Source organism: Enterobacter sp. kpr-6 (genome assembly GCF_900116015.1).
GTDB lineage: Bacteria > Pseudomonadota > Gammaproteobacteria > Enterobacterales > Enterobacteriaceae > Enterobacter_D.
On sequence record NZ_FOYH01000003.1, the window covers coordinates 132,986 to 155,937 of the forward strand.

The 22,952-nt window shown below is 57.3% G+C and carries 21 protein-coding genes; 6 read left to right on the plus strand and 15 right to left on the minus strand.

Going from position 1 to position 22,952, the window contains the following annotated elements; translation table 11 throughout:
* Positions 1–19: 19 nt before the first annotated feature.
* Entirely contained in the window at positions 20–1,675 is a 1,656-nt protein-coding gene (locus tag BM373_RS09605; RefSeq protein WP_090461217.1) for an ABC transporter permease, read from the plus strand.
* Positions 1,676–1,744: 69 nt separating this feature from the next.
* Complete coding sequence (nhoA, locus tag BM373_RS09610) at positions 1,745–2,581, plus strand: N-hydroxyarylamine O-acetyltransferase (protein ID WP_090461218.1); 837 nt, start codon at positions 1,745–1,747, stop codon at positions 2,579–2,581.
* Between the two features lie 7 nt (positions 2,582–2,588).
* Here the strand turns inward: nhoA and BM373_RS09615 are convergent, their stop codons facing one another.
* Positions 2,589–3,167: a TetR family transcriptional regulator gene (locus BM373_RS09615; RefSeq protein WP_090461219.1), complete on the minus strand. Its 579-nt coding sequence runs from the start codon at positions 3,165–3,167 to the stop codon at positions 2,589–2,591.
* 114 nt (positions 3,168–3,281) lie between these two features.
* Between BM373_RS09615 and BM373_RS09620 the strand changes: the two genes are divergently transcribed.
* A complete protein-coding gene (locus BM373_RS09620; RefSeq protein WP_090461220.1) occupies positions 3,282–4,769 on the plus strand; it encodes a SmvA family efflux MFS transporter in 1,488 nt (495 codons plus the stop codon).
* Positions 4,770–4,777: 8 nt separating this feature from the next.
* Here BM373_RS09620 and yddG read toward each other — a convergent pair whose 3' ends face one another.
* The 12 genes from yddG to otnK all read right to left on the minus strand — a co-directional run bounded on the left by yddG (position 4,778) and on the right by otnK (position 16,999).
* On the minus strand, positions 4,778–5,659 hold the full coding sequence (gene yddG / locus BM373_RS09625) for an aromatic amino acid DMT transporter YddG (protein ID WP_090461221.1): 882 nt from the start codon (positions 5,657–5,659) through the stop codon (positions 4,778–4,780).
* 154 nt (positions 5,660–5,813) lie between these two features.
* Entirely contained in the window at positions 5,814–7,511 is a 1,698-nt protein-coding gene (locus BM373_RS09630) for an NAD-dependent malic enzyme (protein WP_090461222.1), read from the minus strand.
* 167 nt (positions 7,512–7,678) lie between these two features.
* Positions 7,679–7,813, minus strand: a complete 135-nt coding sequence (gene sra, locus BM373_RS09635; RefSeq protein WP_090461223.1) for a stationary-phase-induced ribosome-associated protein — start codon at positions 7,811–7,813, stop codon at positions 7,679–7,681.
* Between the two features lie 399 nt (positions 7,814–8,212).
* Positions 8,213–9,925: an ABC-F family ATP-binding cassette domain-containing protein gene (locus BM373_RS09640; protein ID WP_090461224.1), complete on the minus strand. Its 1,713-nt coding sequence runs from the start codon at positions 9,923–9,925 to the stop codon at positions 8,213–8,215.
* 331 nt (positions 9,926–10,256) lie between these two features.
* On the minus strand, positions 10,257–10,910 hold the full coding sequence (locus BM373_RS09645; protein ID WP_090461225.1) for an aspartate/glutamate racemase family protein: 654 nt from the start codon (positions 10,908–10,910) through the stop codon (positions 10,257–10,259).
* Positions 10,907–11,323, minus strand: a complete 417-nt coding sequence (locus BM373_RS09650; protein ID WP_090461226.1) for a GlcG/HbpS family heme-binding protein — start codon at positions 11,321–11,323, stop codon at positions 10,907–10,909. The genes BM373_RS09645 and BM373_RS09650 overlap by 4 nt, the downstream gene beginning before the upstream one ends.
* Positions 11,324–11,327: 4 nt before the next feature.
* Complete coding sequence (locus BM373_RS09655) at positions 11,328–12,674, minus strand: bile acid:sodium symporter family protein (protein WP_090461227.1); 1,347 nt, start codon at positions 12,672–12,674, stop codon at positions 11,328–11,330.
* A gap of 2 nt (positions 12,675–12,676) precedes the next feature.
* Entirely contained in the window at positions 12,677–13,498 is an 822-nt protein-coding gene (locus tag BM373_RS09660; protein ID WP_090461228.1) for a beta-keto acid cleavage family enzyme, read from the minus strand.
* Between the two features lie 32 nt (positions 13,499–13,530).
* A complete protein-coding gene (locus BM373_RS09665; protein WP_090461229.1) occupies positions 13,531–14,304 on the minus strand; it encodes a hydroxypyruvate isomerase family protein in 774 nt (257 codons plus the stop codon).
* A complete protein-coding gene (locus BM373_RS09670) occupies positions 14,285–15,091 on the minus strand; it encodes a DeoR/GlpR family DNA-binding transcription regulator (RefSeq protein WP_090461230.1) in 807 nt (268 codons plus the stop codon). The genes BM373_RS09665 and BM373_RS09670 overlap by 20 nt, the downstream gene beginning before the upstream one ends.
* Positions 15,092–15,101: 10 nt before the next feature.
* Complete coding sequence (locus tag BM373_RS09675; protein WP_090461231.1) at positions 15,102–15,746, minus strand: 3-oxo-tetronate 4-phosphate decarboxylase; 645 nt, start codon at positions 15,744–15,746, stop codon at positions 15,102–15,104.
* On the minus strand, positions 15,743–16,999 hold the full coding sequence (gene otnK / locus BM373_RS09680) for a 3-oxo-tetronate kinase (RefSeq protein ID WP_090461232.1): 1,257 nt from the start codon (positions 16,997–16,999) through the stop codon (positions 15,743–15,745). The genes BM373_RS09675 and otnK overlap by 4 nt, the downstream gene beginning before the upstream one ends.
* Positions 17,000–17,387: 388 nt before the next feature.
* Between otnK and BM373_RS09685 the strand changes: the two genes are divergently transcribed.
* A complete protein-coding gene (locus BM373_RS09685; protein WP_090461233.1) occupies positions 17,388–17,636 on the plus strand; it encodes a biofilm development regulator YmgB/AriR family protein in 249 nt (82 codons plus the stop codon).
* Between the two features lie 58 nt (positions 17,637–17,694).
* On the opposite strand, the gene BM373_RS09690 is transcribed toward BM373_RS09685, so the two are convergent.
* Together BM373_RS09690 and BM373_RS09695 are read right to left on the minus strand one after the other, a co-directional pair.
* A complete protein-coding gene (locus tag BM373_RS09690; protein WP_143102643.1) occupies positions 17,695–17,907 on the minus strand; it encodes a hypothetical protein in 213 nt (70 codons plus the stop codon).
* Between the two features lie 159 nt (positions 17,908–18,066).
* Positions 18,067–18,354 (minus strand): hypothetical protein, encoded by a 288-nt coding sequence (locus BM373_RS09695; RefSeq protein WP_090461235.1) that lies wholly within the window; start codon positions 18,352–18,354, stop codon positions 18,067–18,069.
* Between the two features lie 268 nt (positions 18,355–18,622).
* Here BM373_RS09695 and treZ point away from each other — a divergent pair, with 268 nt between their 5' ends.
* Both treZ and treY read left to right on the plus strand, forming a co-directional pair.
* Complete coding sequence (gene treZ, locus BM373_RS09705) at positions 18,623–20,407, plus strand: malto-oligosyltrehalose trehalohydrolase (protein ID WP_090461237.1); 1,785 nt, start codon at positions 18,623–18,625, stop codon at positions 20,405–20,407.
* Positions 20,404–22,938: a malto-oligosyltrehalose synthase gene (gene treY, locus BM373_RS09710; RefSeq protein WP_090461238.1), complete on the plus strand. Its 2,535-nt coding sequence runs from the start codon at positions 20,404–20,406 to the stop codon at positions 22,936–22,938. Before treZ ends, treY begins: the two co-directional genes overlap by 4 nt.
* The last annotated feature ends 14 nt before the right edge of the window (positions 22,939–22,952 follow it).

Here is a 22,952-nt window from a genome sequence, read left to right on the forward strand (position 1 = left end):
CGTCTTCAGGATATCCGCTGTGAATCAGAGACTGATTTCTCTTGTCACGGTGGCGCTGCTGGTCGTCCTGGTTGCGCTGCCGCTGCTGTTTATTGTGTTACAGGCCATCTTCCCGCAGTTTAGCGCAGGCTCTCTCGACGGGGCGTTCAGCGGTTTTCTGCCGCAGTTACAGGATGCGCAACTGCCCGCGATGATCGGCGGCACGCTGTGGATCGCCGCAGGCGTGGCGCTGCTCAGTGCCCTGATCGGCCTGCCGCTCGGCGTGGTGCGCGGTCTGTTTAATGTGCCGTTTCCACGCCTGTGGGACGTGCTGTTTTTGATCCCGTTTTTGACGCCGCCCTATATCGCCGCGCTGTCGTGGATGCTGGTCTTACAGACCAACGGTTATCTGGCGCAGTTGACCGGGCTTGATCTCAACGATCTGCTGTTCAGCCGCAGCGGGATCGTGCTGGTGATGACGCTGAATATTTTCCCGGTGGTTTATTTTGCGGTGTCGCGCAGTCTGCTCGCGAGCGGGCAGCGGCTGGCGATTGTTGCCCGCGTGCATGGCGCAACGGCGTGGCGCGCGTTCTGGCACGTCACGCTGCCGATGCTCTCGCCCGCGCTGGCGGCGGGGATGCTGCTGGCGTTTACCCTGGCGATTGAAGAATACGGCGTGCCTGCCGCCCTCGGTACGCGATCCGGCGTGGTGATGATGACGGTCGGGATCGAGAAAAAACTCGCCGACTGGCCGATCGATCTGCCGGGCGCGTCGATGCTCTCGCTGATCCTGATCGCCATTGCGCTGGCCGGATGGTGGCTGCAACGCAAGCTGGTGGGGGATAAAGACGTCACCAGCGTCACCGGCAAACCGACTGAAAACCTCGGTGCGTCGTTAGGGATTGCTACGGTGCCGGTGATGCTGGCGATGGCGGGCGTGGGCTTTCTCGCCGTCGGTCTGCCGGGGCTGTCGATGGCGGTAACGGGCATTATGTCGACGCTCTCCGGCGGGCTGGCGTGGGAAAACGTCACCGCACAGCACTACAGCGCGCTCTTTTCCCAGCAGGGGGATGCGCTGTCGGCGCTCGGCACCAGTTTATCGCTGGCGCTCGGTGCGGCGCTGATCACCGGCGTCCTCGGCCTGCTCGCCGCCTGGCTGGTGGTGGTGCAGAAGATAAAAGGGCGCAGCCTGCTTGATGCGCTGTCGCTGATGCCCGCCGCGCTGCCGGGGATCGTGGTCGGCGTGGGGCTGATCCTGCTGTGGAACCGCACGTTCTGGCCGGTTTCGCCCTATAACACCTGGGCGATTTTGCTGTTGTCGTACTGCTGTTTGCTGATGCCGTGGCCGGTGCGCTATGTCAGCAGCGCGCTGCGTCAGCTTGGCGGGAATCTGGAACCTGCCGCCCGCGTGCACGGAGCCAGCGCATTGCAGGCGTTGAGGCTGATCGTCCTGCCGCTGGTCTTCCCGGCGATGCTGGCCGCGATGCTGATGGTGTTTGCCATCGCCTCACGCGAACTGGTCACCTCGTTATTACTCGCGCCTGCCGGAACGCAAACCGTGGCGGTGTTTATCTGGCGGCAGTTTGAGCAGGGTTCAGTAGGTCAGGGGATGGCGATGGCGACGCTCACTTTACTGACCGGGCTGATTTTAATGCTCACGGCGCTGGGGATTATGCAGCGTCGGGGCCGGGGATAGTGCACAAATTGCCGCATCAAAATTTTATGCCAGGGTATAAAGGAGGCTCATCCTGTGCCGGAGCCACCTATGAGTCCTTTTTTAACTGCTTATCTTGACCGCCTGAACTGGCATGGCACGCCCGCTGCGAATCTGGAGACGCTGCGGGCGCTGCATTTACATCACAACAGCGCCATTCCGTTTGAAAATCTCGACGTTCTGCTGCCGCGTGAAATTCAGCTGACCGATGACGCGCTGTTTGCCAAACTCGTCACCGCCCGCCGGGGCGGTTATTGCTTTGAACAAAACGGGCTGTTTGAACGGGCGCTACGTGAAATCGGCTTTACCGTGCGCAGTTTGTTAGGGCGCGTGGTGCTGGCGAACCCAACAGAGATGCCGCCGCGCACTCACCGTTTACTGCTGCTGGAGATTGCAGGCGAGCCCTGGATTGCCGATGTCGGCTTTGGCGGGCAGACGCTCACCGCGCCGGTGCGCCTGCAAGCAGAAATTGAGCAGGAAACGCCGCACGGCCTGTACCGGCTGATGCAGGACGGCGCGGACTGGCTTTTGCAGTTCCGTCATCACGATCACTGGCAGTCGATGTACCGCTTCGATCTCAGCCAGCAATATTTTTCCGATTATGTGATGGGCAATCTCTATTCGGCGCACTGGCCGCATTCGCATTTCCGCCATCATTTGCTGATGTGCCGCCATTTGCCGGACGGCGGCAAGCTCACCCTGACCAATTTCCATTTCACCCACTGGCAGAACGGGCACGTGGTCGAGCAGGTGACGCTCCCGGACGTCGCGGCGTTACATGAACTTATGCAAACGCAGTTTGGTCTGGGAACGAGCGATGCGCAAAACGGCGTCACGCTTGAACAGCTAACGGCGGTGATGTCGGGGATATCCGCCGAGAGCAAATAAAGCGCGTTTACTGGAACAGCTCAAGCCCGATCACCCGGTCAAGATGGCGGTCGAACGCATCGCCATCGAGCTGGAGCATTCCCAGCACCTGAATCCCGTCCAGCCCGCAGACCAGTGCGATCAACCGCCAGGCGATGTTTTCAATATTGTCGGCGAGGGTGAATTCCCCGGCTTCAACGCCCTGGCGAATGATTTTCACCACTTCCACATGCCACATTTCCATCGTCAGCACGTATGCGCCTTTGATCTCAGGATCTTTCATCGCCAGCAATTGCGCTTCACGCCAGAGCTGGATGTAAGGTTCAAACCCTCCGTCCTGGCTGCCGAGCATGGAATGTAATCGCTCGCGCCAGCTTGCGCTGTCGGCCACCACATCGGCGTCCAGCAGGGCGCGAATAACACGAATAAACGCCTGTGATTTCAGTTCATTGACGGAGGAGAAATGGTGATGCACCTGGCCTGCGGCAACGCTTGCGACGCTGGCAATCCGGCGCACGGTCATGGCGGTAAATCCTTCTTCCAGCGCAACGCGCATGGCAGCCTGGAGAATGATCTCCCGGCGTTCTTCCCGATTCAGGTAGCTCATAGTGACTCGTTATTGTGAGGTACGCCGCGAGTGTAACAAAAAGCTGGACATACGTTCAACTTCACGTAGGATCGCCGGTTCTGGACGCTTGTCCAGGTTTAAGGGAGAAAGTGTATGTTGCGTCAATGGCTGACGTTAATCGTGATTGTGATGGTCTACATTCCGGTGGCGATCGATGCCACGGTGTTGCATGTGGCGGCCCCGACGCTCAGCGTCACGTTGCGCCCCGGCAGCAACGAACTGCTGTGGATCATTGATATTTATTCGCTGGTGATGGCGGGCATGGTGCTGCCGATGGGCGCACTGGGCGACCGCATTGGTTTTAAACGGTTGCTCCTGTCCGGCAGCGCGCTGTTTGGCATGGCGTCCTTACTGGCGGCGTGCGCAACCAGCGCGGGCTTTTTGATTGCGGCGCGGGCATTGCTGGCGATTGGCGCGGCGATGATCGTCCCGGCGACGCTGGCGGGCATCCGTAATACGTTCACCGAAACGCGACACCGCAATATGGCGATTGGCGTCTGGGCGGCGGTCGGATCGGGCGGTGCGGCATTCGGGCCGCTGGTTGGTGGCTTACTGCTGGAGCACTTCTACTGGGGATCGGTGTTTTTGATCAACATCCCGATCATCATCGTGGTGATGGCGCTCACGGCCTGGTGTGTCCCGCACCAGTCTGGCAGACGGGAACAGCCGCTTAATTTCGGTCATGCGGTCATGCTGATCGTCGCCATTCTGCTGCTGGTCTACTGCGCAAAAACGGCGCTGAAAGCCACCATAGCACCGGGATGGCTGGCGGGTGGGGCGGTCATCGCCTTCTGTTTACTCACCGCGTTTGTGCGCATCCAGCTTGCCGCCGCGACGCCGATGATCGATATGCGTCTGTTCACCAACCGCATTATTTTGAGCGGCGTGCTGATGGCTACCACCGCCATGATCACGCTGGTCGGTTTTGAATTGCTGATGGCGCAGGAGTTGCAATTTGTGCACGGCTTTACGCCGTTCGCGGCGGGCGTCTTTATGCTGCCGGTCATGCTGGCGAGCGGATTCAGCGGGCCGATTGCAGGCGTGCTGGTGTCGCGCCTGGGTCTGCGCTGCGTTGCCGTGGGCGGCATGACGCTCAGCGCGGTCAGTTTTCTGGGGCTGTCCGTCACCGATTTCAGCTCGCAGCGCGTGCAGGCTGCGGTGTTAATGGCATTACTGGGATTCAGTGCCGCCAGCGCGCTGCTGGCGTCCACCGCGGCTATCATGGCCGCCGCGCCGAAAGAGAAAGCGGCGGCGGCGGGCGCGATTGAAACTATGGCTTACGAACTCGGCGCGGGGCTGGGCATTGCGTTATTTGGCCTGATCTTAAGCCGCAGTTTTGCGCTGTCGATTGCGCTGCCGGAAGGGTTGAGCGCCGATCAGATCGCCCAGGCGTCATCGTCAATAGGTGAAACCGCGCAACTGGTGCAAAGCCTCGAACCGGGGCTGGCGCAGGCGACGATGACCGCGGCAAAAACGGCGTTTATCAGCGCACACAGCGTGGCGCTGGGTTCCGCCGGAGTCATGTTGCTGCTGCTGGCCATCGGGATCTGGTTTAGTCTCGCGGGCGTCAAAAAAGCGTGATGTGAAGATCAGGCGCGGCGGGTCGCCCACCAGCACAATAACGATCCGCCGCACACCATCAGCGCCCCCTGCCAGAAGGCAAACGACAGCGGGGCGCTCAGCATTACCGCCGCCAGCGCCGAAGAGAGCACCGGGGTAAAATAGGATGCGGCAGCCAGGACGTTGACGTGCCCCTGCAAAATCCCGGTATTCCACGCGGCGTAACCAAAGCCCAGCGCAAACGCCACCATGAATAATTTCAGGATCACCGGCCAGCTAAAGACCATTTCCGGCTGATCGCTGAAGGCATATTTCAGCCACAGGCTGAGCGCCGTCAGCAGAATAAAGAACGTAATGCCGTTATGCCCTTTGGCATATTTACTCGTCACCGTGCAGTAGGCCGCCCAGATAATTGCTCCGCAAAACGCCAGCAAATAACTGACCGGATTAGAAATCACATTCTGGCGGATATCGGCAATATTAAGCCCGCTGTCGCCGCCTAATACCCAACTGACGCCCGTGACCGAAATCAGCAGTCCCGGGATCACCCACAGCGTTGATTTCAATCCGTTAAACAGGATCGCAAAGAGGATAGTCAGGCTGGGCCACAGATAGTTAACCATGCCGACTTCAATCGCCTGATGGCGCGTCGTCGCATAGCCCAGAGAGAGAGCGAGGCACATTTCGTAGCTCACAAACAGCACGCTACCAGCAATTAAATAACGCGGCGGGAATTTACGGATATCGGGAAAACCGACGGTTACTATCAGCAAAATACCGCTGAGCGTATAGATCATCGCCGCGCCGCCTACCGGCCCAAGACCCTCACTGACGCCGCGGATCAACCCCACCATGGTGCTCCACAACAGGATCGCCACCAGCCCAATCAGCGTTGCTTTCTTTTTCGTCATCCTGCGCCTATATATCCCCTAAATAGATCGAAGGGGAATTTATAACATTTTTTTGCCCAACGACTCGGGTAAACATCGCCGTCAATACCTGATATTGGCGGTATGAAAAGAGAAAATAAACAGGCCTGCCGCAGCAGGCCTGTGGGGATGGGGATCAGATAGAGGTCCGGCGGTAGGTGCGGTATTCCGGCTGCCAGAAGTTATCGTCGATAGCCTGTTGCAGCGCTTCGATGGAGGTGGTGACCGCCACGCCTTCTTCCTGCGCCATTTTTGCTACCGCAAGGGCGATGGCGCGTGAGACCGTCTGGATTTCAGACAGCGCTGGCAGCACCATGCCTTCGCCGTTTTTCACCAGCGGCGAGTGCTCTGCCAGGGTTTCGCTTGCGGCCATCAGCATATTATTGGTGATGCGTGACGCGCCGGACGAAATCACCCCAAGGCCGATGCCCGGGAAGATATAGGCGTTATTGCACTGGGCGATGGGATAGGTTTTATCCTTCCACTGCACCGGCGCAAACGGGCTGCCGGTGGCGACCAGCGCATTGCCGTCCGTCCAGGCCAGAATATCCTGCGGCGTCGCTTCCACGCGTGAGGTCGGGTTTGACAGCGGCATCACGATCGGGCGCGGGCAATGCTTGTGCATCTCACGAATGATTTCTTCGGTGAATAACCCCGTCTGCCCGGAGACGCCGATCAGGATGTCCGGCTTCACATTGCGCACCACGTCGAGCAGAGAAATCGCGTCGGCGTCGGTGTCCCAGTTCTGAATGTTTTCGCGCTTTTGCACCAGCTTGCTCTGGAAAGGCAGCAGGTTGGGCATCTGATCGGTCAGCAGGCCGAAGCGATCGACCATAAAGACTTTGCTGCGCGCGGCGGCTTCACTTAAGCCTTCACGCTGAGTCTGGGCGATGATCTGCTCGGCAATGCCACACCCGGCGGAGCCTGCGCCCAAAAAGACGATTTTCTGATTGCTGAGTTTGCTGCCTGCCGCGAGGCTTGCGGCGATCAGCGTACCGACCGTTACCGCTGCCGTGCCCTGAATATCATCGTTAAATGAGCAGATCTCATCGCGGTAGCGGTTGAGCAGCGGCATGGCGTTTTTCTGCGCAAAATCTTCAAACTGCAAAAGCACATCCGGCCAGCGCTGCTTCACGGCCTGAATGAATTCATCGACGAAAGCGTAATATTCATCGCCGGTGATGCGCGGGTGACGCCAGCCCATGTACAGCGGATCGTTGAGCAGTTGCTGATTATTGGTGCCGACATCAAGCACCACCGGCAGGCAATAGGCCGGGCTGATGCCGCCGCACGCGGTGTACAGCGACAGCTTGCCGATAGGAATGCCCATTCCGCCGATCCCCTGGTCGCCCAGACCCAGGATGCGCTCGCCGTCGGTCACAACAATGACTTTAATGTTATGCGTCGGCACGTTTTGCAGAATGTCGTCCATATATTGACGGTTCTGATATGAGATAAACACGCCACGCGCGCGACGGTAGATCTCCGAGAAGCGTTCACAGGCCGAGCCGACGGTGGGGGTATAAATCACGGGCATCATCTCGTCGAGGTGATTTTCGACCAGACGGTAAAAGAGAGTTTCGTTGGTATCCTGGATGTTGCGCAGGTAAATATGCTTGTCGATATCCGTTTTAAAGCCCTGATACTGCAACCAGGCGCGCTCAGCCTGTTCTTCAATGGTTTCAACCACTTCGGGCAGCAGGCCCAGCAGGTTAAACTGGCTTCTTTCTTCCAGGCTGAAAGCACTTCCTTTGTTCAGCAGCGGGAATTCCAGTAACACCGGCCCGGCATAGGGGATGTACAGCGAACGGTTTTTTTTATACTTCAGTAACATCTCACAAACTCCTTAATGGGCTTCCAGGCACAAGCACGGTTACCTGCGTGCTGGCCGGTCATGCGGCGGCGGCAAGTATAAAGCAAGTGAATGCATGGCGCAGAAGAATCATTAAGGGGAGGGAAGGAAAGAAGCCCGGCAACGGGATTGCCGGGCGGGTATTCTGCTTATTCAGCGCGACGATGGCGACCATGTCGGTGAGTGACGACGGTTTCCGCCTCATCTTTAATAACAACTTTTCTCTGGTTGGAGATTTTGTAGTCCAGACCCAGAATATGACGTGCCTGACGATTCGTTTTCATGCTGACTCCTTAATCCTGTTTCGAGTTTCAAGGACGCGCCCGCAGTACCTGCCGGGAAAGCGTAATCCCATAGCGATTGCCATTGCCGTAGTGTATTAAACAATACGCGGCAACAATGATGTTCGGACATATTATTGGAAATATCAATGTTTCGGACGGGTTTCGGAGGAGTCCGTGATCCAGGTATTCACCCTCACCCTAACCCTCTCCCTGAGGGAGAGGGAATGGATGGAGCGCGGATTCACCCTCACCCTGAGGGAGAAGGGATAGATCGAGCGTGGATTCACCCTCACCCTGATATCGAGTGCGGGCTGGCTTTTCCCCCTCTCCCTGATATCGAGTGCGGGCTGGCTTTTCCCCCTCTCCCTGGGGAGAGGGCCGGGGTGAGGGGGAAAGTCCTTATTCCAGCGCCAGCCGCTGATTCAGCGCATCAATCGCCGCGCGCCACTGCGCCTGCAACTGCGGCTTCTGGTGTTTCGGCTTACGCGCCAAATCCTCCGCCAGCTTTGCCTCAAGCTCAATCAACTCCGCCAGCCAGTCATCAGCATGACTGGCCGACGCAGCCGGTTTGCTCTCCTCCAGCGCTATCGGTTTATTTGCCTCGCCCAGCCGCGCAAACACCGCCTCTACGTCATGCCACTCCTGCAATTCCCCGTTCTCGACCAGCCAGAAGCGATTGCAACTGCTGGCGATCAGATCCCGGTCATGGCTGACCAGCAGCACGCCGCCGCTGAATTCCGTCAGCGTTTTTGCCAGCGCTTCTTTACCTTCCATATCCAGATGGTTGGTTGGCTCATCCAGCAGGAGCAGGGTAAAGCGCGCCAGCGACATGCCGACAAACAACAGCCGTGAGCGCTCGCCGCCGCTTAACGTGCTGACCTTTTGCCCGTGGCGGGCGAAAGCAAATCCGGCACCGATCAGCGCGCGTTTACGCACATCCGGCGACGGGGCGAACGGCTCCAGCGCGTCAAACAGGGTGGCGTCGTCGGGCAATTGTTCCAGCGTCTGATCGTAATAACCCGGCGTCACGCGGGGATGCAGAACCAGTCCCTCGCTGAGATTTTCCTGCTGGTAATGCTGCCAGATCAGCCGCAACAGCGAGGATTTTCCGCAGCCGTTGCGCCCCATCAGCGCCACCCGGTCACCGCTTTTCAGCCGAGCGAGCGGGGCGGTAAACAGCGGTGCAGCGTCAGCGGCAGGCGCGACCGGCAGATCGGTCAGTTCCAGCAGCCGGTCAGCCTGCAACGCATCGCCCTGCAAACTGAGCGTCCAGTGGCTGCCCGCGGTGACATCGGTTTGCGCGTCTTTCAGCCGTTCGATCTGTTTTTCCATCTGTTTGGCTTTGCGCGAGAGATCTTCGTTATCGTAAACCTGTCCCCAGGTTGCCAGCCGTTTCGCGCTGGCGGCGATGCGGTCGATCTCCTTTTGCTCCGCTTTTTGCCGTAAGGCATCGGCTTCATCTCGCTCCGTGAGCGCCTGACGCGCCCGCGAGCAGGGCAGCGTAAAGCTGTGCAGCGTCTGGTCGCGCAAGACCCAGGTGGTGTTCGTCACCGCATCCAGCAGCCGCGCGTCGTGGGACACCAGCACAAAGGTGCCGGACCAACCCTGCAGGAACTGTTCAAGCCACAACAGCGTAGGCAGATCGAGGTGGTTGCTCGGTTCATCAAGCAGCAGCAGATCGGGATTGCGGATCAGCGCCCGCGCCAGCAGCAGCCGCGTATGCTGCCCGCCGCTGAGCGTCCCGGCCGTCAGATGCCACTCATCGGCACTGAAGCCCTGGCTTGCCAGCAATAACTCCGCCTGCCAGCGCAGGTTTTCATGCTCAGATGCGGGCAGTTGCGACAGTACCGCATCCAGCATCGTCACCGTGGCCAGACCGTCGGGTAAATGCTGTTCCACCCGCGCAAGCAGGCAGTGTCGGGCAGTGGAAAATACGCCGGAGGAGGGCGCAAGTGTGCCGTCCAGCACCTTTAGCAGGGTGCTTTTGCCGCAGCCGTTGTAACCGATAAGGCCAATACGGTCGCCTTTTTTGACGGTAAAAGAGATATCGCGAAACAGCGAACCAAACGCCGTATCAACACGAAGGGATTGTGCAGTTAGTAATGTGCTCATTGCTTACTCAAGAGTTACTGGCACGTGTGTGCCTCGTCAAACATCGCTGACGATAACCCGGTAAGCCCGAGGGAAGGGATTCAGATGATAGCTTCGCTCAAGCTTCAGTTATCGCAGCACGATACCGATAACGCTTGAGCAGTGGCGATCGCCAAAGTGATGTGAATAGATAAACAATTCACAGCGCAACATAATTAACCTCCTTTTTTATTTGAATGGTGAATGAATTGAGTGAGTGTAACACTGTATTTGCCAGAATGCCCGGCGGAGCGAGGCTTGCCGGGCCTACCAGAGTTTGTAGGCCGGGTAAGTCTCGTCACCCGGCATGAACTTAACGTTCAGTTTGTGTTTTCAGCCAGCGGATACCGCTTTCCGGTGAGGTCAGCACCGGGACAGGCGGGGTGGGCAACTGCTGAAGCACCCGCGCCATTGACGCCTGCGCCAGCATCACTACGTCGCTTTCGGCAAAGGTGCGTTGCAGACCCTCAGCGACAATGCGGTCGTGCGTCGCCATGTCACCCCTGAGCAGCGCGTGGAAAGCTTCTTCCATCAGTAACGAGGTGATCTCAAGGCTTTTCCCGCTTTCCTGTGCTTTGCGTTCAACAAAAGCCAGAGTCGGTGCAAGGGTGGTGGCGACGGTGGCCAGCACGGCGATCCGCCCGCCCCGTGCAATGGCGTCATCGACCATTGCGCTGTCGATACGCGCGAGTTGCAGCGGTGTCATAAACTGGCAGCTTTCTACCGCAGTGCCGATGGAGGAACAGGCGGTCATAAAGATCGCGCAGCCTGCTTTTTCGGCAACCTGCACGTAACCTGCGATACGGGCGGCGATGTCCGGGGTAACGCCACCGGCTTTCATCACCTCTTTGATCATCGAATCTTCAACAATGTGCATCACATCGGCCTGCGGCATGATGTCACCGCTCAACTGCTGCATGACCGGCAGCGTGGCAGCGCTGGTATGGAAAAGGGCGACTTTTTTCATTTTGACTCCTCACTAAGAAAGGCCGCGACGCTCGCCGCCGCATCATGATCTTCCTGGGCTGATAGCCCGCCCACCGCCACCGCGCCAATACATACGCCGTCCACCAGCAGAGGGATACCACCCGGCAGAGCGGTGAAGCGGGCATCGCCAAAGTAGCCAATCTCCAGTTGCTCTTTTTGCAGGCGGGCTAAAAACGCCTGGGTGGTGCAGCCGAGCCGACTGCTGGTGCGCGCTTTGCGCTGCGTCAGTTCGATAGTCAACAGCTTCGCGTTGTCCATCCGCGCAAAGCTCAACAGCTCGCCGCTGGCATCGCACACCGCCACGCTGAGCGGTCTGCCGTTGTAGTGGTTTTGCGCCAGATCGAGGGCAAACCGGACCGCCCGTTGCGCCTGCGCTGAAGTTAATGAAGGCATGTTGTTATCCTTTTGAAAGTTGCTCAGTAGAAACAGGTGCGTCGCCGACGGTGGCTTCACGCTGCGCTTTGCGGGCATCTTTTTTACGCCAGTAGTTCGCCAGCAGAGAACCGCTTACATTGCCGAGTGGGGTCATGACGGCGGAGGCGAGTCCGACAGTCGCCAGTTTGCCCATAGCAGCGGCCAGCCCGGACGCCATCCCGCCGTTTTGCAGTCCTACTTCAAAGGCGACGGTGCGCGCCGACTGAACGTCCATGCGGAAGATCCAGCGGCTCATCAGATAGCCAATAAAGAAACCGCCGAGGTTATGTAACAGCATGGCGAAGCAGAGCAGGAAGCCGACCTGCATCAGGTTGTCGCGCCCGGCGGCCGCGGCGGTGGTCGTGAAGAAAATGATGCCGATCATCGAGACCGTCGGCATGTATTTCTGCACATTTGGAGAGCGGGAATACAGCCAGTTGTAAAACAGCGCCCAGACAATGCCACCCGCCGCGAAGTTAGTCACGACGCCATACATTTGCGCATCTGCACTGGCGGTACCGAACAGCGTGTCCCAGCCGCCTGCCAGCATAAAGATCAGCCAGAGCGCGCACAGCGCGGCGATCCCCTGCACAATCCGGCGGCCCTGCACGCTGGCGTAAGTTTTCAGGTAGTCGTGCAGGATCGCAGCACCGATCGGGATCAGCACGATCTTCACCACATCCATGATCATGGCGGTGAGCTTAATGTCGATCATCGATCCCGCCAGCAGATTCACCCACAACGGCGTCATGACCGTGGCGGCAAGCGTGGAGACGGCTGCGATGGAGACCGCCAGCGCAAGGTTAGCGTTGGCGATGTACACCATCACCGTGGAAGACAACCCGCTCGGGCATGCGCCTATTAACAGAATGCCCACCGCCACCTCGGGCGGAAAATCAAACAGTAAGGTCAGGCTAAAGCCCAGCAGCGGCATGATCAGGAAGTGACAGAATGTGCCGACAAATACCGCCCACGGCATTTTTGCCACGTCGATAAAATCCTGAATGGTGAGCTTGGTGCCCATGCTGAACATGGTGGCCTGGATGATCAAAAAGACGATCCATTTGTGGGTGATGTTAAACCCGCCCCAGACGATCAGATCGGTGGAGTAGATCATCGCCGCGACGAAACCCGCGATGATCCACAGGGTGAACTGGTAACTGCGCAGCGCGGGCCAGTGCCCGGCTCCGACGGCAAATCCAGCGGTGAGCATCACCAGCCCTGCATGCCACAGGGCGGGCGTTTGCAACACGCCGCCGAGTACCGCCAGTACAGCCCCGGCGCAACTGACGCCCAGTCCGGCTTTAGAAATAAGATTTCTTACGGTCATGATTAATTCCTCTGTGACACACGGGCGGGAATATTGAGCATTTGCCGGGCGACAGCAGGCGTGGCGACGGTTTTATCCATGCTGCGAATAAGCGTTGCCAGCTTTTCAACCAGTAAATAATTACGCTCCACGCGATCGCGAACATTAATAAAATAGCTGTCTTCAAAACCGATACGCACTTCACAGGCACCCATGCCGATCGCCGCGCCGATAATATCGAAATTACCGCGTCCGAAATGGGTAATTCCCCACAGCGCATCGCGCGGGATCATGCTGCGCAGGGCAATTAAAGCATCAACAGTGGCAGGGGAACTGCCGCGATGACCTAAGACGATATTAAACAGCAGCGGCTGGCGGAAATTAATTTGTTGCTGAAGCGCGAGAATATTATTAATCATGCCAATTTCGAAGACTTCAAATTCAGGCACGATATCGCGCTCAACAATATGTCGGGCGCTATATTCCACGTCCGGCGTCGGGTTAAAATAGACCGCGTCACCAAGATTCACCGAACCGACATTAAGCGAGGCCATTTCCACCCCGGTGCAGACCAGCGGAGCACAGCGCTGCTCAATGTTCATAGACGAGACGCCGCCGGTCGAGGCCTGAATAATCAGATCCGACTTCGCCATCACCGCCTGAATCGTGGCGTTGAAATCGGTGGTGTCCGGGGTCAGGCGTCCTTTTTTATCGCGCACATGTAAATGCACGATGGCGGCACCATATTCAACGCAGGCGAGTATTTCCTGCGACAGTTCGTCCGGTTCGACGCGCGGGCAGTCCGCGGCGACCGGGGCCAGTGAAATAATCACGTTGTCCGACATAGTATTCCTCCGGGTAAGAGTTTTTATTTTTATTAAAGGTAAGGTGTTATCCAGTCCATATTACTGGGAGAGTCTGAAGGGTGATATTCGCATCCCACCCAGCCCTGATAATCCAGTTGATTAATTAATGTAAGTATCCGCGCATCATTCAGTTCACCGCTGCCGGGTTCATTGCGACCCGGTACGGATGCGATCTGATAATGACGGGTTATAGCCTGATAACGCCGGATATTATTAATGACGTTGCCGTGCATTTTCTGACAGTGGTAAATATCAAATTGCAGGCCAATATTCTCTCTGGCGGTATCATGAATAATATTCTGCGCCAGCAGAAAACTATTCACAAAATAGCCTGGCATATCTTCACTGTTTAAAGGTTCGATCACTACCTCGATATTAAACGCGGCGAAAACGTCACAGGCGTTACGCAGCCGGGTAATGAGCAGGGCATATTGCTCGTCAAACGGCATCTCATTAAGCCGCAGCCCACTCATAACGTGAATGCGGGAGCAGTTCAGCGCCCTGGCGTATTCCGCCGCCACCGCTATGCTCTGACGAAAATCCGCCTCGCGCCCAGGCAGCGCCGCCAGCCCGCGTTCGCCCTGGTCCCAGTCTCCGGCTGGCGCGTTCATCAGGGCCACAGGCAGCGCCGTTTCACGCGACAGCGCACAGAGCTGAGCTAACGAATGCTGCCAGAGAAACAGTCCCTCGACGCCGTGAAATCCCGCGTCGCGTGCGGCATAAAATCGCGCGTCGATCGGCACATCGCGGTACAGCCAGTCCAGATTAGCGGCCAGTCTGAGCATGACTGGCCTCCTTGCCGCTGTTGACCAGATGCAGTTTGACGCCTTTTTCACCGATGGCCGTTTGCGCGGCGGGCAGGAGGGCATCATCAGAAATAATGTCGGTCAGTTGCTCCAGATCGCAGATATGGAACAGGCCATATTTGCCGAATTTGCTGCTGTCTGATACCAGCACCCGGCGGCGCGACACCTTCAGCACGGCTTCTTTAACCGACGCTTTGCCTTCGCTCGGCGTGGACATGCCGCGCTCCACGTCCCAGGAGGAGGAGCTTAAAAACGCCACGTCGATATTCAGCGTCTGCAAAAAACCGGCGGCGCTTTTGCCGACGCAGGAACGGTTACGCTGATCCACCAGTCCGCCGGTGTGATACAGCGAGATGTGCGGCATATCCATCAGATAGTGACTGATGGAAAAATCGTTGGTCACTACCGTCAGGTTAAAGCAGTGGCTGGCCGCCACTGCTTTGGCGACTTCAAACAGTGAAGTCCCGGCGTCGAGATAGAGCGTCTGGCCGGGTTCAATCAGCAGCGCTGCCAGCTCGCCCATTCGCCGCTTAATGTCATGGCGAAGCTCGGCTTTCTCCCGCCACGGCAGCTCCATTTTCAGCAGATTGTTGAGTTTCACGCCGCCGTTAATGGCGACGATTTTCCCTTCCTCCTCCAGCGTCTGGATATCCCGGCGCACGGTCATGTGCGAGACGTTCATCAGCTCCGCCAGTTCATTAAAGGAAGCCACATTCTTCTCGTGCACGTAGCGGTAAATAAAATCACGACGTTGTTCCGGGATCATGCGTGGCTCCTCAGGGGCGATAGACCTGTTGCAGTTCGGCGATGGCTTCCGCGGTGAGCGGCACGTAGCCCAGCGGTTTCAGGGTCAGCCAGATGCGCGCGCTGTCTTCCAGTTCTTCCATGTTAAATACCGCTTCGCGCAGGGTTTTACCGCTGACCACCGGGCCATGATTTGCCAGCAGCGCCGCCGTGCGGTCCGGGGCGATTTCGGCGAGGGCGTGCGCAATGTTGTCGTGGCCGGGGCGAAAATAGGGCAGCAGCGGCAACTGGCCGACGCGCATGACATAGTAGGGCGTCAGCGGCGGCAGGCAGTTGGCGGGCGTTTCACACGGCAGACAGGAGAGGGCCGTCAGCCACGGTGAGTGCAGATGTACCACCGCACCACACGACGGGCGATGGCGGTACCAGGCCATGTGCATCGGCACCTCTTTCGACGGTTTTTCGCCGTCGATATGCAGACCGTCGGCATCCAGACGGCTTAAGGTTTCAGGCTTAAGCTCGCCGAGGCAGGAATTAGTCGGCGTCACCAGATAGCCGCCGTCCGGCAGACGAACACTGATATTGCCCGATCCGCCACTGCTGTAACCCCGGTTAAACAGCGATGCGCCGTAATGCACCAGTTGTTCACGCAGTTGATACTCGGTTATCCCGCTCATGCCCGTAGCTCCTGTGCGCGGAAAAAGAATGCTTCATCGCCGAAATTACCCGACTTCAGCGCCAGAGAAAGCTGGCGTTCGCGGTCATAAACCCACGGCACGCCCGGTGCAATGGCCGGGCCGACGCTCAGTTTTTTAACCTGCAAGGCCTCGACCACCGTGCCGGAGGTTTCTCCCCCGGCGACAATAAAGGTGTTAAAACCCGACGCCAGCAGGCGCACGGCGAGGCGCGAGAAGAGCGCTTCGACAGCCGCACTGGCGACCGATTCGCCATACTGCGACTGAATGCGCGCCAGTTCACCGGCGGAGGTGGTGGCGTAAATCAGCGGAGTCGTCGGTTCAGCAACCGCCCAGGCGACGAGCGTATCAATGTAATCTTCATCGCCGCTGATACAGCGCGCCATATCGACCCGGTGCGACGGGCCTTGTGCTTTCCACGCATTAACCTGGCGATTGGTCATTAATGAGCAACTGCCGGAGAAGATCACCGTGCGGGCAGGTGGCATGGGGACACGATCATCACCCGGCGCATAAGCGGAGGGACGTAATGCCGCCAGTGCTCCGCCTAAACCCGATCCCCCCGCCAGTAATGGCAGACAGTAAAGCGCCTGCGCCAGCGTATTCAGATCCTCTTCACTGAGCGCATCGACAATCACATGATTGACGCCGGCGCTGCGCAACGCATGTAGCCGATCGGCTATCGCACCTTGTCCCAGGTGAATCGTCGCCAGATCGATAAGTCCGGTTTTGCCGGTGGTTTGCGGGGCGAGAAGGGCGGCAATGCGGGCGTCTTTCATCGGATTGAGAGGGTGGTTTTCCATCCCGGACTGATTGAGCAGCGTGCCATTTACAAACAGATGCCCGTGCACCACCGTGCGCCCGTTCTGCGGGAGCGCCGGGCAGTGAACAATCATCGGCACGCCGGAATGGGCCATCAGCGCATCGCTGACCGGGCCAATATTGCCGCGCGGCGTGGAATCGAAGGTGGAGCAATATTTGAAATAGATCTGTAAAGCACGCGCCTGCTCCGTGAGCCAGCGATAACAGGCCAGCGACCGGGCAACCGCTTCTTCCGGATCCAGCGAGCGGCTTTTTAATGAAATTACAATCGCGTCGGCGTCGTCATTCCACGGCATTTCTGCCTGCGGCTGCCCCGTCAGCAGGACAACCCGCCAGCCCTGTTGCGACATAAATCCTGCGATGTCAGTTGCGCCGGTAAAATCATCCGCGATGACACCTATTTTGACCGTCATGATCCTGCTCCATCGGGTAACTTTCGAATTGAGGTTATTATTCAAAAGAACCCTTCACATTCACATGATGAATCTCACAAAGGGCAGGATTGAAGAAACGAGAAGCGACGCATCTATGTTTATGAATTTAAAGAGATAATTAGCGAAGTGAGGAAGAAGAGACTTCACAACACTGTGTGAAGATTCGTTAACGGGTGAGAAAAGCTGTGAAAGAGACTGAGGAAGTTAACGCGGATAACTGCTTATTACGCGGGCGATGACGAAGGAATTTTCTGCAATCACACAGCCTGACATTGCGGATTCTTGAAATGCTGACTAGGTTTATGCAGGTCTTTTTCCCCTCTCACATTTGGAGAGGCGGGCAGTTAAAAAATGAACAGGAAAAGCTATGCACAGAACTACGGCTGAAGAACAACTGAATTCTTATTTTGGGCTAAGTACCCAGAATTTTGAGGCCGAACGCCTCCTGATTAATGAACTGAGTCAGGAACTGCGGAACAACCAGATTGATGTCAGCAATAAAAATCTCATCCTGGCGCTGGTACGGTTGCTGGAGACGGAAGAGGATGTGGTCAAACTGGATATTTATCGCAATGCATTAGAACACATCGTGCAGAAAACCCCGGACGATCTGTAAGCGGTGTGAGTTATAAATGACCCCGGCACGTCTCTTTATGGGAGGTGCCGGGAGCGTGTCAGGCGGTCTTTAAGATCCGCGCCTTTAAATACTGCAATGAAGCGTCTAAAACCTGCTTTTGCCGGGGATCCGTCGTCATGCCGCTGCGGGTACGCAGCACCATCAGAAGGTTGTCAGCATCAACGGGCTTGCGCGAGTTCATTAAATACGTCGCGGCCTCACCTATAACCTCTTGAATATTCTCAAGTCTAACTCGTTCATCTTGGTTCAATTGCACTCTCAATGCCGGAGGGGGTGACTGTCTTCTATGGCCCGAAAGCCACGATCAAATTCACAGAGAGCATTTAACGAAACATGCAAAAGCAAGTCTGATTAGAAGGGCGAATGTAGTGGGGAAAATCTGTTAACCGTACCGGTTAAACAGAGACCATTAGTGTTTGTACTGCGTCGTGCCAGGCAGTAAACGCGCGTCACGTTTTGGAAGCTTTACGCGAGTTGTGGAGCGATCGTCTTCATCGGGAAGGGTTCTGAAATGATGAACACCGTTAATGGCGGTACGGAACGCTTCACGTCTGCCATGATCCAGCTCACCCTTCAGATTGTCCTGAAGTTGCCCAATCAGGGCATCAAAAGAAACATCATCATCGGCTTCAAGAAGCGTCATTACTGCTTCGCCCATGACTTTATCTACCAGCCTGTCCTTATCATTCTTGCTCATTGAGCCTCTCAATTTTTATTGTGTCGGACTGCTACATGCATCACCAGTATGCATGCTGATGATCTATAAAGATACATATTATCTATATATTTCCACAGGGGTGTGTTTCGGAAGAGATAACCTGTCTGAATATTTGCCGCCGCATATCAGTTCGGTGCGCATGGTCTATGATTTTAATCTCATACCAGTCGGGGCGGTGGCTCAGGGCGGTATCTGGAAGTTGACACTGGTGTATCTGTTCATTTTCTGCGGTAAATGAGGTCATTGAATGGAATCCAAATTATTTCGTAAGAGTTGGGGGGCGGAATACCTTGCCTCCGGTGACGTCCGTTTCAGCCTGTGGGCGAGCGGGCAGAAGCAGGTTACACTGCGACTTTCTGGTCAGGATATTGAAATGACGGCAGGCGATGACGGCTGGTTTGAATGCCAGGTCGCAAATGTCGCTGCCGGATCTGAATACAACTTTGTGTTACAGGACGGCATGCTGGTACCCGATCCTGCCTCACGCGCTCAAAAGCGCGACGTGAACGGGCCTTCTCTGGTGATTGATCCGCAGAGCTACGCCTGGAAAAACACCGACTGGCGCGGGCGCGCATGGGAAGAGACGGTGTTTTACGAACTGCACGTCGGCACCTTTACGCCTGAAGGCACCTTCAGTGCCGCCATCAAAAAACTGCCGTATCTGGCGGAAACGGGCATTACGGCCATTGAAGTGCTGCCTGTTTCCCAGTTCGGCGGTGACCGGGGCTGGGGTTACGACGGCGTGCTGCTGTATGCGCCGCACAGCGCCTACGGCTCGCCCGATGATTTCAAAGCCTTTATTGATGCCGCGCACGGGCTTGGGATCTCGGTCGTGCTGGATATCGTGCTCAACCACTTTGGTCCCGAAGGCAACTATCTGCCTCTGCTCTCCCCGGATTTCTTCCATAAAGAGCGGCATACCCCCTGGGGCGCGGGCATTGCCTATGATGTGGACGCCACGCGGCGTTACATCGCCGAAGCGCCGCTCTACTGGCTGAAGGAATTTAATCTCGACGGCCTGCGTTTTGATGCCATCGATCAGATTGAAGATACGGCGGAAAAACATGTCCTGATTGAGATCGCCGAACGTATCCGCGCGGAGATCACCGATCGCCCGGTGCATTTAACGACCGAAGACAGCCGCAATGTGATTTTCCTGCATCCGCGCGGCGAGCAGGGCGAAATGCCACTGTTCAGCGGCGAGTGGAACGATGATTTCCACAATGCGGTGCATGTGTTCGCCACCGGCGAAACCCACGCCTATTACAAAGATTTTGCCGATGAGCCGGAAAAACGCGTCGCCCGGGCGCTGACCGAAGGCTTTGTCTATCAGGGTGAGATCTCACAGCAATCCGGTAAACCGCGCGGTGTGGACAGCACCGGGCAGCCGCCGGTCGCCTTTGTTGATTTCATCCAGAATCACGATCAGGTGGGTAACCGCGCCCAGGGCGAGCGGCTGATTTCCCTTGCCGGCAGTGAGCGCACAAAAGTGCTGCTGGCCGCGCTGCTGCTGTCACCGCACATCCCGCTGCTGTTTATGGGCGAAGAGTACGGCGAAACCAATCCGTTTTTATTCTTTACCAATTTTCACGGCGATCTGGCTAAAGCCGTGCGCGAAGGCCGGGCGAAAGAGTTTGCGGGCCACGCCGGACATGACGAAAACGTGCCGGACCCCAATGACGAAAAAACGTTTCTGGCGTCAAAACTCGACTGGAAAAAACAGGACAGCGCAGAAGGTAAATCCTGGCTGGCGTTAACCCGCTCGCTGCTGGCGTTGCGGCAGAAACAGATTGTGCCGCTGCTGGCTACCGCAGGCGGTCAGGCGGGTCGGGTGATCGACACCGCAGACGGCGTGGTGGTGGTGAGCTGGACCTTCCCGAAAGGCACGCTCTCGATGGCACTCAATATCAGCGCCACTGCCGTGCCGCTCCCGGTTCTGCCCGGCGAGACAATTTTTGCCTGGCCGGAAGAGGGCACAACGCTTGCACCAGACTCTATTCTTGTTCGCCTTGCCTCAGGAGAAGCACCGTGAGCATTCCAACTGCAACGTACCGCATTCAGTTCCGTAACGGCATGACCTTCGATCGTGCCGCCGCCCTCGTACCCTATATGAAGCAACTGGGGATCAGCCACCTTTACGCCTCACCGATTTTTACCGCGACCGCGGGTTCCACGCACGGTTATGACGTGACCGATGTGAATGAGATCGACCCGTCGATTGGCGGGCGCGCCGGTTTTGACCGGATGGTGAAAGCGCTCAAAGAGGCGGGGCTGGGCCTGATCCTCGATATCGTGCCGAACCATATGGCGACGTCGCTGGAGAACGCCTGGTGGCGGGATGTGATCGAACACGGCGAGAACAGCCGCTATGCCCGTCATTTTGATATCGACTGGTCCCGCCGCCTGACGCTGCCGTTTCTCGGTGACACCTTTGAGGCGGTGCTGGAAAACGGCGAAATCAGCGTCAAAGCCGATCCTAAAACCGGTCACCCAGCGCTTGCCTATTACGACACCTTTTATCCGCTGACGCCCGCAAGCTGGGAAGGGCGGGAGTCTGAGATCCTTAACCTGACCGACAAGCAGCACATCGCGGCCTTACACGAGCAGCAGCCGTGGCGCTTAATGTCATGGCGCGAAGCACCGCGCGATCTCTCCTGGCGGCGCTTCTTCGAGATCACCGGGCTGGTGGGCGTGCGTGTCGAAGATCCTCAGGTGTTTGACGACACCCATCGTCTGATCCTGGAGCTGGTGCATTCCGGCGCGGTGGACGGCCTGCGCGTTGATCACGTTGACGGTCTGGCCGATCCGAAAAGCTACCTTGAAACGCTCAGAGCCCAGGCGGGTCCTGACTGTTACATCACCGTAGAGAAGATCCTCGGCAAAGGGGAGCATCTGCCTGCGGACTGGCCGATCTCCGGCACCACCGGCTATGAGTTTATCGCCGCGCTGTCGGATGTGCTGGTTGACGACGACAAGATTGACGCCCTGCGCATGGCTTACGACAACGTGGTCGGCAAGCCGGTGGATATGAAAGCGGAATTGCGCGACGCCAAGCTGTTAATGGTCGATCGCAATTTCGAAGGCGAATTTACCACTCTGTTACGTTACACGGTGGCGATTGCTGAAAAAGAAAACATCACGCTGGAGAAGTCCGCTATTCGTTCAGCGTTGCGCGAGTTGCTGGTGGCCTTCCCGGTCTATCGCACCTACGGCACCGCCGAAGGGCTGACACCTGCCGATGACGCACTGCTGCAAAAAGTGGCCGCACGGGTGAGAAACAGCGCACACGCACCGGATAACGCCGCGCTCGATTTTGTGGTGCACATTCTGCAAGGGGCGTTGTCAGACGTCACCCGCGATGACGCCGCACTGTTCCGCACCCGTTTCCAGCAGTTGACCGGGCCGCTGATGGCGAAGTCGGTGGAAGACACGCTGTTTTTCCGTCAGAACATGGAACTGGCGCTCAATGAAGTGGGTGCCGAGCCGCTGCCACGCGTCTTCTCGCTGGAGCGCTTCCATTCGGAGATGAAAACCCGCCTCGAACGCCAGCCGGACGCGCTTTCCGGTACATCCACGCATGACACCAAACGCGGGGAAGATGCCCGCGCACGGCTTTACACCCTGACTGAAGCGCCGGAAAACTGGGTGGAGTGCGTCGCCCGCTGGCGGCAGATGAATCAGGACAAAGTCACGGTTCTCGACGATGGCCTGGCCCCGAAACACGCCGATGCCTGGATGCTCTACCAGGCGCTGGCAGGCGTCTGGCCGGTCACCCTGACGCCCGATGATGCAGAAGGGCTGAAGGCGCTTGAGGAGCGGTTCCTGGAATTTATTGAAAAAGCGCTGCGCGAAGCGAAGCTGCGCACCGACTGGGTGGAAACCAACGACGCCTACGAGCAGGCGGTGCTGGATTACGCCCGTCATCTGCTTTCCCCGGATAATCGCGCGTTTTTAGATGATTTTACCCGCGAGATCCAACCCTATATTCGTGCCGGGCTGGTCAACAGTCTGACGCAAACAGTGATCAAACTGACCGCGCCGGGCGTGCCGGATATCTATCAGGGCAGCGAGGCGCTGAATTTCAGCCTGGTCGATCCGGATAACCGTCGCGAGCCGGATTTCCCGACGCTGGAAGGGCAACTGAACGGCCTGGATAAACCGGTGCTGACCACCACCGCAAGCTGGCGAAATGGCCAGCTACTGCAGCAGGTGATTGCCCGCTGTCTGCGCGTCCGGCAGCAACATCCGGCGCTGTTCCGCCAGGGCGATTATCTGCCGCTTGCGGCCAGTGGCGATCGGGCGAGCAACGTTATCGCCTACGGGCGGGTGGACAGCCGCGATGCGCTGATTGTCATCGCCCCACGGCTGGTGTTTGACGCGCTTCACGATCATGACGCGGTGGATGCAAAACGCTGGGCGAATACCACCCTTGCGCTGCCTCCCGCGCTGGCAAACCGTCGTTACCGCGACATTCTTAATGGTCAGGAATATAGCCTGACCGATCGCATAGATTTAGGTGAGATTGATATTTATACCTCGGCAGTGCTTATCAGTATTTCATGATGATAAAGAGCATA